At 60.1% G+C, this 13,824-nt stretch carries 11 protein-coding genes and 2 pseudogenes; 6 read left to right on the forward strand and 7 right to left on the reverse strand.

Annotated elements, in window-relative coordinates; all coding sequences use genetic code 11:
- Window positions 1–56: 56 nt before the first annotated feature.
- The 3 genes from AC56QP_RS34990 to AC56QP_RS35000 all read right to left on the reverse strand — a co-directional run bounded on the left by AC56QP_RS34990 (window position 57) and on the right by AC56QP_RS35000 (window position 3,941).
- Window positions 57–1,001 carry an NAD(P)/FAD-dependent oxidoreductase gene (locus AC56QP_RS34990; RefSeq protein ID WP_489861429.1) on the reverse strand — a complete coding sequence of 315 codons (945 nt, stop codon included), beginning with the start codon at window positions 999–1,001 and terminating at the stop codon, window positions 57–59.
- Between the two features lie 22 nt (window positions 1,002–1,023).
- On the reverse strand, window positions 1,024–3,621 hold the full coding sequence (locus AC56QP_RS34995; protein WP_489861428.1) for a multicopper oxidase domain-containing protein: 2,598 nt from the start codon (window positions 3,619–3,621) through the stop codon (window positions 1,024–1,026).
- Window positions 3,622–3,737: 116 nt separating this feature from the next.
- Window positions 3,738–3,941, reverse strand: a complete 204-nt coding sequence (locus AC56QP_RS35000; RefSeq protein ID WP_489861427.1) for a heavy-metal-associated domain-containing protein — start codon at window positions 3,939–3,941, stop codon at window positions 3,738–3,740.
- Window positions 3,942–4,130: 189 nt separating this feature from the next.
- On the opposite strand from AC56QP_RS35000, the gene AC56QP_RS35005 reads away from it, so the two are divergent.
- The 4 genes from AC56QP_RS35005 (at window position 4,131) to AC56QP_RS35020 (ending at window position 9,213) form a co-directional block, all read left to right on the forward strand.
- Window positions 4,131–6,662, forward strand: coding sequence for a heavy metal translocating P-type ATPase (locus AC56QP_RS35005; RefSeq protein ID WP_489861426.1), 2,532 nt, complete (start codon window positions 4,131–4,133; stop codon window positions 6,660–6,662).
- A gap of 78 nt (window positions 6,663–6,740) precedes the next feature.
- A complete protein-coding gene (cueR, locus tag AC56QP_RS35010) occupies window positions 6,741–7,205 on the forward strand; it encodes a Cu(I)-responsive transcriptional regulator (RefSeq protein ID WP_489861425.1) in 465 nt (154 codons plus the stop codon).
- Between the two features lie 49 nt (window positions 7,206–7,254).
- A complete protein-coding gene (locus AC56QP_RS35015) occupies window positions 7,255–8,760 on the forward strand; it encodes a multicopper oxidase family protein (RefSeq protein WP_489861424.1) in 1,506 nt (501 codons plus the stop codon).
- Between the two features lie 12 nt (window positions 8,761–8,772).
- Window positions 8,773–9,213 (forward strand): YqaA family protein, encoded by a 441-nt coding sequence (locus tag AC56QP_RS35020; protein ID WP_489861423.1) that lies wholly within the window; start codon window positions 8,773–8,775, stop codon window positions 9,211–9,213.
- Here the strand turns inward: AC56QP_RS35020 and AC56QP_RS35025 are convergent.
- Window positions 9,196–10,065, reverse strand: a complete 870-nt coding sequence (locus tag AC56QP_RS35025; protein WP_489861422.1) for a cytochrome b — start codon at window positions 10,063–10,065, stop codon at window positions 9,196–9,198. The two genes, AC56QP_RS35020 and AC56QP_RS35025, sit on opposite strands and share 18 nt — an antisense overlap.
- Between AC56QP_RS35025 and AC56QP_RS35030 the strand changes: the two genes are divergently transcribed.
- On the forward strand, window positions 10,039–10,662 hold the full coding sequence (locus tag AC56QP_RS35030; protein WP_489861421.1) for a YdcF family protein: 624 nt from the start codon (window positions 10,039–10,041) through the stop codon (window positions 10,660–10,662). The two genes, AC56QP_RS35025 and AC56QP_RS35030, sit on opposite strands and share 27 nt — an antisense overlap.
- A gap of 195 nt (window positions 10,663–10,857) precedes the next feature.
- On the opposite strand, the gene AC56QP_RS35035 is transcribed toward AC56QP_RS35030, so the two are convergent.
- The gene (locus AC56QP_RS35035) at window positions 10,858–11,190 is read right to left on the reverse strand and encodes a four-helix bundle copper-binding protein (protein WP_489863440.1); all 333 of its coding nucleotides are present in this window, start codon (window positions 11,188–11,190) and stop codon (window positions 10,858–10,860) included.
- A gap of 45 nt (window positions 11,191–11,235) precedes the next feature.
- The gene (gene copM / locus AC56QP_RS35040) at window positions 11,236–11,652 is read right to left on the reverse strand and encodes a CopM family metallochaperone (RefSeq protein WP_183452409.1); all 417 of its coding nucleotides are present in this window, start codon (window positions 11,650–11,652) and stop codon (window positions 11,236–11,238) included.
- A gap of 668 nt (window positions 11,653–12,320) precedes the next feature.
- Between copM and AC56QP_RS35045 the strand changes: the two are divergent.
- A pseudogene (locus AC56QP_RS35045) lies at window positions 12,321–12,965 on the forward strand (pyridoxine 5'-phosphate synthase).
- A 101-nt stretch (window positions 12,966–13,066) separates the two neighbouring features.
- On the opposite strand, the pseudogene AC56QP_RS35050 reads toward AC56QP_RS35045, so the two are convergent.
- Window positions 13,067–13,736, reverse strand: a pseudogene (locus AC56QP_RS35050) (DUF1007 family protein).
- Window positions 13,737–13,824: the final 88 nt, after the last annotated feature.

The following is a 13,824-nucleotide window of genomic DNA, read 5'->3' on the forward strand; positions in this document are numbered from 1 at the left end:
ACTGTTGCAACACAGCACTTGGCCATATTGGAAGTCATCTCACGAATGCCGCCAGGCTACCGCCGCAACGGAGTCAAGCGAGCTAGGTCGTTTCGGATTGTAACGGCGACGACACCGCCTTGTCCCATGGCATAGGAGAGCTGATCGAGCCCGCGCACCACGTCGCCCGCCGCATATAGACCCGCTACCGAGGTTCTCTGGTGGTTATCGACGATAAGACATCCGTCGCGCGAGACTTCGGCGTCCAGCCGAGCCGCAAGTTCCGAACGGATATGGGACCCTAACGCTGGATAGACCGTTGCGAACGAGCGGCGGCCAGTCGGTGTTGCTATCGCGATGCCATCCTGCATCAGTTCAAAGCCGAGACATGGACCATCAACCGTTTGAATGGCACCGTTCTTGAGGCGCGATCTTTGCGCTGCGTCGAGCTCATGACTGCCCGTCGGTGCGATCAAAGTCACATCGGCGGTGTAACTGCGCAAGAACTCCGCTTCGTTCGTTCCGTGTTCGCCGGTTCCGATGACCGCGACCGCACTATCGGTCACCTCATACCCATCGCAAATCGGACAATAACGCAATAACCCACGCGCCAAAGCCTCATCGTGGACATTGGCAGGCATGCTCGGTCTCCGGTTGAAGACGCCCGTTGCCATCAGCACGGTGCGTGCTTGAAACACCCCTTCCATTGCGTGGGCCGCAAACATGCCAGGCCCTCCCTGCAAGGAGACCACCTTTCCAGCCCAATGGCGTGCCCCGTAGCGCTGTCCCTGTTCCCGCATGCGCGTGAGAAGGGCGGATCCCGAGATCCCATTGGGAAAACCAGCAAGGTTGCGGGTAAGCGGAATCAGGTCGGCCCGGCTCTCACCACTATCGGCCACCAGGACCGAGAGATGGAAACGAGCAAGGTATATGGCCGCCGTCAAACCGGCCGGTCCTCCTCCAACGATCAGACAATCAAGCAGCTCGGCCGCGTCGGCTGGAACGCCGGTGATTGGGGGCATCGATCAAAAACCTCGGCCGCCGCTACTTGACATCGATGACCATTGTGAGGCCGCCGCCGCCCTTCTCTTCGACATTGTTGTTTGTCGTGTGATGCGGGATGTGGCAATGCAACAGCCACTTGCCTGGCCGAAGCGCCCGCCACAGGACGTCGAACCTCTGCCCAGGCCCGACATTGACGGTGTCGGCCGTATACCGGGCGTTTTGGGGCAGCGTCGCGCCATCGATGGCGGCGACCTCGAACGGGCCGCCGTGAATATGCATCGGATGGATGGCCGTGGTGTTCGATCCCACGAAACGGATCTTGAGCAACTGACCCACCTTCATGTTGATCGTCTCAGTCGCAGGGTAAGACTTGCCGTTGATCGTGAAGAAATTAGGGAAGCCGCCGTCCATCGGCATGGACGGAAAGGTCAGCCCTTCCCGTTTCAGCCATTCCTGGAGTTGAACGGTGTATTCCAGGTCGGCGGTGATTGCGTCGGCTGGATTTTTCGGGTCGATGATCAGCGCGCCATAGAGGCCGAGCGCCTGCTGACGGTCGACATGATCATGGGTGTGATAGAAATATGTGCCGGATTGTTCAACGGTGTATTCGTAGGAAAAGGTTTCACCCGGCTCGATCGGCCTCTGCGTCACGTAAGCCGGGCCATCCATCGCATTGGGTACGTCGAGGCCATGCCAGTGCACGGTCGTGCTTTCGGGCAGCCGGTTGGTGACGTTGATGCGAACGCGATCGCCTTGGGTAACGCGCAGCGTCGGCCCGGGAACCTGCTTGTTGTAGGCAAAGGCCTCGACAGTCACTCCGGGAAGAATCGTCCACTGGATAACCGAAGCTTCTAGATCGAATACTTTAACGCCGTTGTCGATTCGCGGTTCGAGGACCGCGCCTCCCTGTGCCGCGGGATCAGCCTTGAAACTCACCAGCCTAGGGTCGACAGCCGCCATATCGCGCATGGCAGCGGCGGGCGTGTCGCGATCCATGATCATGCCGGGGGGCATAATGGCTCCGCCAACCTCGCGGGCCGACAGCGTCAGGTTCAGCCAGTTCGCCGGCGCCATCATGCCGATCGCCAGCGCAATTAGGGAAACTGCACTGAGCGCAGCAATCTGAGGCGTCGTGGCGTCCGTCTCCATTTGGTGGCCGCCGCTCTTTCTGCCCTTGTGGGAGGCCATGTCATGGCCTGTCTGAGCATGATCGTCAGTGTCGGCATGATGCATTTGCATCTGCGCGTGTTGGCCTTTGGTGGGTTGAGCCTGTGCTGCATGAGAAGCACCATGGTCGTGCGGCCGCATGCCGACAACATGCCCGAAAACCATCTCGCCGCCGTGCCAGCCGGTGTAGCCGAGCAGCACAACGACCGCGGCCGACATTATCAGCCCCCATGGCAACACGGCATCTGTCGGACCGAGGGAAAGGCGCACGGCCACGCTGATTGCCGCGATGGCCAGCAGGATGAGGTTGCCGACGAGGTGATAGCGGGCATGGTAGAGCTTGCGAATTGGCGGACTGCCGAGGAAATCCGTCAAGCCGGCCGCGGCGGCGGCGAGGCCGCCCACCAATCCCGCCGCGATGAGCCAAATGGAGGCGGTCGCCCAGAAAGGATTGCCATTGATCCAGAAAGCCAGATCGGACAGAAGGCCTCCGACGAACAGCCCGATCGGCAGCGGAACCAGCATCGGATGAATGGGATGGCGGCCGATCGTGGCCACGGCGGGAATTTCCGGGTGGCCCTGCATCGGCTCTCCGGTGTTGCCGCCGTGAACATAAGAATGATCCGCCGCCACTTCCGCCGGTGCCTTCGCCTGTGCTGATGCCTTCACCTGTGCAAGTGCCCTTGCTTTCGCCGGAGCTTTCGCAGGCGCGGTCTTCCCGGTATGTCCGGCATGGCCTTCTTCCGCCTTGTCGGATTCCCCGCCATGCGCGTGCTTTGTCTCCGGATCGGGTTCGGCGGTTTGCGGGCGCTGCGTCATCAGCCCATGCTTCAGCTTGCGTGCGACCAGCCAGACATTGGCAGGGTAGGCGAGCGCAAAGCCGGCAATGACGCCGATCGACATCACGCCCCAGAACAAAAGCTCCGTCGGCTCCATCGCGCGCATGTCGCGGCCCATCATCAGAAAGCTCATGACCGGGGCCATGCCGGCCATCATGAAATTCATGGAGATGAACTCGGGCAGGAAGCTTTTACGGACGTTTTCCCAATAGGTGCCGCCCATCATCGATTTCATGAACAGCGACTGGAATATGAACAGCCCGAAGGCGAAACCGGCCAGATATTCGACGATGAGATCGAGCCACATCGGCAGACCGAGCGTCGCCGTGATGACGGCGGCGAGGATGATGCCGGTCGCATCCCCGGCAACGCAGTGGATCGTCGAGCCGACGCCCTGCTTCCACAGCGGTCTTGTGAAATCCTCATGCTCGCCCGGGCGGGGTTCCTTGTCTGCAAGCACATAAAGCAGCAGTCCAAGCGGACCCATATAGAGGGTCACCAGGATGAAACCCCATTTCATCACCACAGGTTCAGGATTGTTGCGGTACTGATCTAAACCGACATAGAGCGTCGAGGCGGCGGCAATCGCGAACCAGGCAACGAGAAAATAATCAATGGGTTGGATGAGCATGAGGGTCCGCCCTTGGTTTCTCGCCGCATTCTATCAGACGGCCCAGCGTACCAAGCCTCAGTGGAATTGAACGCGGCCGGCGCGTTTATGATCCGCACCGACCGCGCCTGATATCTTCAGGCCGCCAATTTCTCGTTGTCGTAGCCGGCAGACTTGATGACGTCGCGGATAGCGTCGTCGTTCGCCCTGGTTTCCACGGCGACCGTCGATGCGCCGAGGTCGACTATGACCTTAGCTGCAGGGTCGACACTTCTTACGGCTTTTTCGATCGTGCCGGCACAATGGCCGCAACTCATATCCGGAACTTTCAATTTCAACACGGCAGCTCTCCTTCTATTGCTGATATACACTTTATGGGGCTTCCCATCATTGGAAGGTCAAGGGCCTATTTTTTCGTCGTGCAATCGTCGCGGTTGCGCTCTGGTGCTGATTGAAATTTGCCCCTTGACCTTCCTATCATGGGAACCTTTATATGATGTGGCAGCCAACCGGAATGGAGTTGCAATGCCATGAACGCCGTTACCCCGCACACGCCAGCCGGACCCGTTTCGGTTTCCGGTTCCACAATTCAGATTGGCATCGAGGGCATGACGTGCGCCTCGTGCGTGCGGCGCGTCGAAAAGGCGATCGCCTCCGCGCCGGGTGTCGTCGGGACATCGGTCAATCTGGCGACCGAACGTGCCCAGGTGACCTTTGCCGGCAAGCCGGACCTCGCTCCCGTCATCGCGGCGGTGTCGGCCGTTGGGTACGAGACGCGCGCGGATACGATTGAGCTCGCCCTCGAAGGAATGACCTGCGCCTCCTGCGTCGCACGCATCGAAAAGGCGCTCAAGGCCGTACCGGGCGTAACCGAAGCCAGCGTCAATCTGGCAACGGAGCGTGCCACCGTCCGCATCATCGCGGGCACCATCGAGGCTGCCTCGCTTGAAAGAGCGGTGGCGACCGCCGGCTACGAGGCGCGCCAGATCTTGCCGGACACAGACAAGGACCACGACCGCGACGGACGCGAAGCTGAGATTCGGACGCTCCGTCGTTTGCTTGCGTTGGCCGCGCTTCTGACGCTGCCTGTCTTCATTCTCGAAATGGGCTCCCATCTCGTGCCCGCATTCCATCACTGGGTGATGACGCTTGGCGACTGGAACTGGCGCCTGCAATTCGTCCTGACCACGATTGTTCTGTTTGGTCCGGGCTTGCGTTTCTTCAAGAAGGGAATGCCGGCGCTGCTCAGGGGCGCACCAGACATGAACGCGCTGGTCGCGCTTGGGTCCGGTGCTGCCTGGGCCTACTCGCTCGTCGCGACTTTCCTTCCCGGTGTTCTGCCGGCAGGCACAGCCAACGTCTATTATGAAGCAGCGGCCGTGATCGTGACGCTGATCCTGCTTGGACGCTATCTCGAAGCGCGGGCCAAGGGCCGGACCAGCGAGGCTATCAAGAAACTCGTCGGACTGCAGCCCAAGACGGCGCGCGTCGTCAAGAACGGCATCACGGTAGAGGTGCCGCTCGCCGAAGTGCGGGTCGGTGACATGGTCATGGTTCGGCCGGGTGAAAAGATCGCGGTCGATGGCGAGATCGTCGGAGGATCATCCTTTGTCGACGAGTCCATGATGACTGGCGAACCGCTACCCGTCGCCAAGGATATCGGCTCAGAAGTAGTCGGCGGCACCATCAACAAGGCCGGCAGTTTTTACTTCCGAGCCACCAAGGTGGGTTCGGCGACGCTGCTCGCCCAGATCATCCGCATGGTTGAATCTGCGCAAGGCTCGAAGCTGCCGATCCAGGCGCTGGTTGATAAGGTGACTGCGTGGTTCGTGCCGGCTGTCATCGTGGCCGCCTTGCTCACCTTCGGAGCCTGGCTTGTGCTGGGTCCGGAGCCGGCCCTGTCCTTCGCGCTGGTCAACGCCGTTGCCGTGCTCATCATCGCCTGCCCGTGCGCCATGGGCCTCGCCACGCCGACCTCGATCATGGTTGGCACGGGGCGGGCGGCGGAACTCGGCGTGCTCTTTCGTAAGGGCGAGGCGCTGCAGACACTGCGTGATGCTACAGTCATTGCTCTCGACAAGACCGGAACGCTCACCGAGGGCCGGCCCGAATTGACCGATTTCGTCGTGACAGACGGATTTGTCGAAGCCGACGTGCTGCGGCTCGTCGGCTCGGTGGAGGTGCGCTCCGAGCATCCGGTGGCCGAGGCGATCGTGCGGGCGGCCGAACGGCGCGGCCTTGTGCTTACAGACACCCAGAACTTCGAGGCTGTTCCGGGCTTTGGCGTCAACGCAACCGTCGAAAACAGCAAGGTCGAGATCGGCGCTGATCGCCTGATGACCCGGCTCGGCCTGGACATTTCAAACTTTGCGTCGGCGTCAGCGAGACTCGCCGACGAGGGCAAGACCCCGCTCTACGCGGCCGTCGATGGCAAGCTTGCCGCAATCATCGCGGTCGCCGATCCGATCAAGGCATCGACGCCCGCGGCCGTTGCCGCCCTGCATGCGCTCGGTCTCAAAGTGGCCATGGTGACCGGCGACAACCGGCGCACGGCTGAGGCGATCGGGCGGCGGATCGGCATCGACGAAATCGTCGCCGAGGTGTTGCCCGACGGCAAGGTCGAGGCCGTGAAGCGGCTCGCCGCACATGGGGCTCGTGTTGCCTTTGTCGGCGACGGCATCAACGATGCGCCGGCGCTGGCAGCAGCGGATGTCGGCATCGCGATTGGCACCGGCACAGATATCGCCATCGAAAGTGCCGACGTCGTTTTGATGTCGGGTGATCTGCGCGGAGTGGCAAATGCCATCGCGCTCTCCAAGGCGACGATCCGCAACATCGGCCAGAACCTGTTCTGGGCCTTTGCGTACAACATCGCGCTTATACCCGTCGCCGCCGGGGCGCTCTACCCGATCTCGGGCACGCTTCTTTCGCCGATGCTGGCGGCTGGTGCGATGGCAATGTCCAGCGTCTTCGTTCTGACCAATGCCTTGCGCCTCAGGCGTTTCCGGGCACCGATCGACGAGAGGACACAGGCCGATCAATTCTCCGTTCAGGTCGTATGACAGATTTGATGCCGATATGTTTTATCCTAAGCTCCGGATGTGATGTCGCCGGGACTGCCAACCTGCAGGAATGCAATTATGAACATAGGTGAAGCTGCCGGGGAATCAGGCGTCTCGGCCAAGATGATCCGCTACTACGAGTCGATCGGGTTGATCTCGAACGTTGCCCGAACCGACGCTGGCTACCGGGTCTATTCCGGCGACGACGTTCATACGCTCCGCTTCATTCGCCGGGCGCGTGATCTTGGCTTTTCGGTCGACCAGATGACCGCTCTGCTTGCTCTATGGAGCGATCGCTCGCGGGCGAGCGCCGATGTCAAGCGGATTGCGATGGAACATGTCGCGGAACTCGAGCGGAAAATGCGCGAACTCCGCGATATGTCAAAGACGCTGCGTCATCTGGCGGAGCACTGCCAGGGGGATGGTAGGCCGCACTGCCCGATCATCGAGAACCTTTCCAGCGGTCACGAGGCCGGACCAGCCAAGTCGTCCAAGCGCCCGAAGCTCGGCGGCGAGATCGCCAGGCAACGGCAGGCTTTCTGAATCATACCGCGCGCCGACGCGCGCCAGTCTTTGACCTAGGAGACAACAGATGCATCGACGGGCTTTTCTGGCGGCAGGTCTTGTGACGGTTTTTGCGAGCCCACGCGCCATCGCTCAAATGAAGATGGATGACATGCCCGGCATGGATATGGGCGGTCACGCTGGTCACGATATGGCCGCAGCGCCGCAAGGCGCGGCCGTGCTGCCCGAAGGCGAGGCGCTGCGCGAACTGCCCCAACTCGCCAACGAAGCCGGCACGCCTGGCCTGTTCAGGGCGAAGCTGACCGCCGAGCCGGCCACGGTGCGTTTCGCGGAAGGGCTCGACACGCCGATCCTTGGGTACAACGGTGTGAGTCCAGGGCCATTGATCGAAGCGACCGAGGGCGACCGCGTCGAGATCACATTCGCCAACCGAATTCCTGAAGAGACGAGCACCATCCATTGGCATGGCATGCCCGTTCCGGCTGACCAGGACGGCAATCCGATGGATCCTGTCGCAACGGGCACTGAGCGAACCTACAGCTTCGAACTGCCCGAAGGCAGCGCCGGCTCCTACTGGTACCATCCGCATCCGCACGGCAAGACGGCCGAGCAAGTCTATCGCGGCCTTGCCGGCGCGTTCGTGGTCAAGCCGAAGGTCGATCCAATTCCGACCGAATATGGCGATACCGTGCTGGTGTTCACCGACCTTCGCCTTGCTGCCGATGGCACGATGCCGGACAACACGATGGTCGACCTGATGAACGGACGCGTCGGCGATCATGTGCTCGTCAATGGACAGAAGAATCCTGCGCTAACGGTCCCCTTTGGCACGAGGCGGCGCTTCCGGCTCTACAACGCGACAAACGCGCGGTTCCTTCGGCTGTCGTTTGAAGCGTCAATGACAGTGATCGGAACGGACGGTGGCCTGTTGGAGGCACCGATCGCTGCCGACGAAATCTTTCTTAGCCCGGCGGAACGCCTTGAGCTGATTGTCACCTTCGATAAGCCCGGCCCAGCCACACTGTACACACTCGATTACGATCGCGGCTGGATGGGTGCAGGCCGTCCTGTGGATGCCGGGCTGACGCTGCTCACAGTCAATGTTTCGGAGGCGCCGGCCGACCCGGTCCCGCCATTGCCCGACAGGCTGCGGCCGATCGCACAGCTCGGCGCCCCTGTCGTCAGTCGGCGCTTCATCTTCACCGAAACCATGGCCATGAACGCAAAAGGCATGGAGATGGGGTTCCTGATAAACGGCGCCGCCTTTGATATGGGCCGTATCGATGTCGTCTCGAAAGCAGGACAGGTCGAGCTTTGGGAAATCGTCAACAAGGCTGATATGGACCATCCGTTCCATGTGCATGGGACACAGTTTCAGGTGGTAGAGCACGAACGTGACGGCAAGGTCTCGAAGCCAGCGTACCTGGCGTGGAAGGACACCGTCAACGTCGCGCGCGGCGAGACGGTGCGGTTGCTGCTGCGTCAGGACCGTCCGGGGCCACGGATGTATCACTGCCACATCCTCGAGCACGAGCAGCTTGGCATGATGGGCATTGTCGACGTGCAGGCATAGCCGGCGTTCGACGTGGCAGCACTGGCAATCTATGGCGGTCTGTTCATCAGCGCATTCCTCGCCGCAACCATCCTGCCGGTCTCATCGGAGGTGGTGCTCGCCGGCCTGATCGTCTCGGGCCCTGGTGATCCGGCACTGCTTCTTGCGGTCGCCACGATCGGCAACACGCTCGGCTCGGTGGTGAACTGGATTCTGGGGCGTGGCATCGACTCACTCCGGACCAGGCGCTGGTTCCCTGTAACTCCCGAGCGCTATGAGCAGGCAAGCCGGACGTTCCGACGCTTTGGCGAATGGACGCTGCTGTTTGGCTGGCTGCCGGTTGTCGGAGATGCTTTCACCATTGCGGCAGGCGCGGCACGTGTGAATCTCGGCGTGTTCGTTGCTCTCGTCGCATTGGGCAAGGCGGCGCGGTACGCGGTGATCATTGCGGGAGGATTATGGGCGATCGGGTGAGCAGCCGGCTTCATCGCCGGCCGCAAACTGCGCTTGCTCTTGCCGCGAAGCGATGTCCGGCCGCCCAAAAAACATGGTGCGCATAACACCATCGCGAAGCACTAGGAAATGCACAAGCGCAGCCAGGACGTGAACACCGACAAATCCAAGCAATATCCAGACCAGCTTTGCGTGGATGATCGCGAAAGCTCTTGCCGATAGCGCGCCGACCGATGGTGCCAACGGCACATGCAGGCTTCCGAAAAGCCGTGCGGGAGGCATGAAAGGCATTGGCCGGTAGCCGAGCCATCCCGTTATCAGGACGGCAAGGATCATGACGTAGAGAAACACGTGGAAGAAAGCGGTCGCAAACCGCACGGAGCGTGAGGTTTGCCTGATAGGGGGCCGGGTAAAGATGCGCCAGCAAAGCCTGAGGACAATGATGGCAAGGATCGTCACGCCGATCGACATGTGGAGCGGAAGCCAGTTCATCGTCGCCATCCCCGGCCCGTTCATCGGTCCGAAGGCAATGGCGATTTGCGCCGCGAGCGCGATCACGGTCAGCCAATGCAGCAGACGAATGCCGAAATGCCATCGCATGCGAGGACTCTCTCTCACCTCTGAGGCCCGCCGGTTATCAAATTCGCGCGTGAGGGCGTGATGTTTTTCGTCACCTCCAAGCTCATCGAGTTTTTCCTGCTCCCTTCCAATCTTGTCGCGCTCCTCGGCCTGATCGGCATTCTTGCCGTGCTCCTCGGCAGATCTCGCTTGGGACGGGGGTGCATCATAGCGTCGGTTCTCTTGCTGGCCATCTGCGGTTGGAGCCCTCTGGGACCGGCTGCGTTGATGGTGCTCGAGAACCGCTTCCCCCAACCGGTTATCGATGGGCCCGTCACCGGCATCATCCTGCTTGGTGGAGCCGTCGACACCCATATCAGCAGCGACCGCGACACCTTGGCGATGAATGAGGCGGGAGAACGGCTGACGGCGACTGTCGATCTCAGCAGGCGCTTTCCGGATGCCAGAATTTTTCTCTCCGGAGGGTCAGGTCATATTCACGGCGCCAGTACACTGACCGAATCCCAGGTCGCTCGCGATATCTTGGTGTCGCTCGGCGTGTCGCCGCAGCGCATCGAGATGGAGGAACGATCGCGAAATACCTGCGAAAACGGCAGGGAAAGCGCCGCCTCGGTTCGACCCAAGCCAGGCGAGATCTGGCTTCTTGTGACATCCGCTAGCCACATGCCCAGGGCGATCGGATGTTTTCGGGCCGCAGGATTTGACGTGACCCCTTATCCGGTCGACTATCGAACGCGCGGCATAGCAGATCTCAAGCGCCCGACTGGTTCGATCGCCGTCGGTCTTGCTGCGACCGATCTCGCCGCGCATGAATGGTTCGGATTGCTGACCTACAGGATTGCCGGCATGACGGCTGAGGTATTTCCTTCGCCCTGGGCGGAGCGCTTGTGACGATGCCGGTGGCGCAACTTCCGGTTTGGTTCATCTCCCTCGCGGCCTTCCTTCCGCAGCCAACCCCCCGCAGTTGTCTAGGTAGGTGACCACACAGATGTGTTCAGGTAGTTCGCAAGGATGTATGTACCTGGTGACTTCGCGGCAGTGGCAAGAAGGGGCGCTGTAATTCAGCGCCCCTTCTTTAAGTTGTGGCTAACCAGCCATCGTGCGGCAGGCTTCTGCGCATTGCCGGCAAGCGTCGACACACTCCTGCATGTCGCCGAGGCGCTCGCAATCATCCGCGCATTGGCCACAGATCTCCGCGCATTCACCGCAGACATGCTTATGATGCTTCGAGCCGAGCAGCATGAAATGCGCCGATGTTCGGCAGATCTCGGCGCAGGCCATCATCAAGGTGAAATGGTTCCTCTCGGTGTGCTTTCCGCCCATTTCCAGACAATGGCCCATCGCGGTCGAAAGGCATGTTGAATAGCAGCGCAAGCATTCTTCGATGCAGGCCCTCATTTTCGGGCTGAGTTGGTGCATTGCAATTCTCCTATGAACGTTGGTATCCAATGCGGTCGCGCTTGATTATTTTGCATTGGTCTTGAGCCACTTTGTGTAGTCCTTGATTTCCTTCTTTTGGGCATCAATGACCATCTGCGCCTTTTTCTTGGCGTCGGCGTTGTCGCCGTATTTAAGTTCGACTTCCGCCATATCGATCGCGCCCTGGTGATGGGCGATCATCCCGCAGATGAAGGCCACGTCAGCATCCTTGGCCTTGATACCCTCCATCATGGCCGGGTCCATCTTCTCCATCGCCGTCATGTATGCCTGATGCGCGTCGTCCATGTCAGCCTTCGACATTTCCATTCCTGGCATTGGCGCCATCTGATCGGCCTGGCGGCATTGCTCCGGCAACGGGGATGCCATTTCTTGGCCAAGAGCGAGCGAACCTGCTCCGGCCAAAAACGTCGCCGTGGCAAGGGCGAGTTTGATATTGTTCATGGTATTTCTCCTATCTCTTACGTTGATCGTGGACTGCAGCGCGGCTGTTATCCAACGAGTGGGACGAGCCGCCGGACGTGGAAAACAGTCCGCTTTGGCGGTCGGTCTAATCGACCCGTTACCTGAGACGGAGGAAGAGCGCTGGTGTCGCCAGCCCCGTTTGATCTTTGCTGACCAAAAGTTGGCGTCAAGCCGCTCGGGGGAATGCCTGCCGTGCAGTGGAGAGATGCACAACAATTGGCGCCGCCAAAAATGTCTTGATGGCAATTGATGGCGGGATTGGCCTCAGACGCCTGGATGTGGGTTGTGACCAATCTGGTCTGCAGCTGACCTGAACTGCCGGGCACGAAACCAGCGGCCGCAAACACCACCACAGTGATGCAAATTGCCATAAAGAGTGGGTGTATCTGCTGGGGCTTCGGCACGGTCGGCAAACGGGCAGTTGTCAGTTTGGTTCCCAGGGAAGGGCGGTGAAAGCCCAGCAGTTCTCATCGCCCAACCTAGCTAGGCTTGAAGGACCGGAGTGAGACGATGTCGCGCCGCCATAGCGACCACCCTATTTTGATGCAGCGTACGCGAACTCTTCAGTGTCGGCGGAAGCACGCAATGCTTACTGTTCCCGTCAAAGGCGGTATAGATGCCCTGCCAAAACACCCGGACCCGAAGCGATGCCCGCGAAGCTTTCCGTCAACCTCAACGCCATCGCCATGCTGCGCAATCGCCGCGACCTGCCGTGGCCGAGCGTCACCGGGCTCGGCCGTCTTGCCCTTGCCGCCGGGGCGCACGGGCTGACCGTGCATCCGCGGCCCGACGAGCGCCACACCAGGCATTCCGATCTGCCGGAGATCCGGGCGCTGATCGACGACGAGTTTCCCAAGGCGGAATTCAACATCGAGGGTTATCCGACCGAGGATTTTCTGGCGCTTGTGGAAAAGCACCAGCCGAAACAGGTGACGCTGGTGCCCGACGATCCGGCGCAGGCGACCTCCGACCATGGCTGGAACTTTGCCGCCGAGGCCGCGTTTCCTTAACCCGATCGTCAAACGCCTGAAAAAGGGGGGCTTTCGCGTGTCGCTGTTGTCCGACCCAAATCCGGCAGGCGTCAATGCCGCGCGCGACACCGGCGCCGACCGGATCGAGCTCTATACGGGCCATACGGCAGCTATCATCTGGTGGTGAACAACCTTCCGGCATTGGCAAAACGCATTCCGGCATTGGCCGAAGTGTCTATCGGACATGGGTTGATAGCCGATGCGTTGGAGTATGGCATGGCCGGTATTGTCGGGCGGTTTCTGAAGGCCTGCGGGTGGTAGGGCGCTTGCCCAAGGGCAAAGGACTGGGGCCCCAGTTAATCGATTACTGATCCGCGGCGTCGCGTTCATGTCAGAGCGCTGGTTATGACATGCGAAACCAGCTAGCCCTTTGCGCTACAGGACAATTCAAGCTTCGTCGCGAATATCTTGCTCATGTCAGTCCCGGCGGGATCGTTGAAAAACGCGTCCGTGAGTGTTTTCTGATTCTGCGAAATGGCTTCGTCGGCATTCGGCCTTATGACAGTGCGCGTACACGTCCCCGGCAACCGGTCGACCACCAAATTGTCATCCGTCAGAAAATCGATGGCAGTGTAGAAGCTCGGATCGTAAACCCCGAAATCGATTTTTCCGGTAAGCATCAAGGGCTTTTTGGGCCTTGATTCTGAATGAGATAATCAACTGGTCATTCTCGAATTTTGTCGTGAGCGATGGTGGAGGATCCATCAAAACATCCTTTCCATCGACCGTTACCAGCTGAAAATATTTGTAATCAGCAAGCGATGCATAGACCGTTTCGGAAACAAGAGTCATCTCTGATTTGTCGAGCTTGAGATCGAGATTCTTGTCGAACTCCATCATCACCGTGCTGGAGAATATTTCGTCGAATCGCCACAAATGCTGCAGTGAGTCTATAGACGACTGGTCAGGGGAAAGGGTGATACTGAGGCTTGCTTCCGCAAAAACGTGTGGGTGCGCGCTTGCCTGGCCCGTCAGGCAAAAGGCTATCATCGGCGCGATTGATGCGATGCTAGATGCCGCTTTGCGATTCATCGGCACACCTCCAAGACGGGAGAGCAAATCTTGGGGCGGATGCGACAAAAGTTTCAACACAAGCTCCCAAGTGAATGGCTCGATTCAA

This window comes from Mesorhizobium sp. RCAM 05104, from assembly GCF_059683645.1.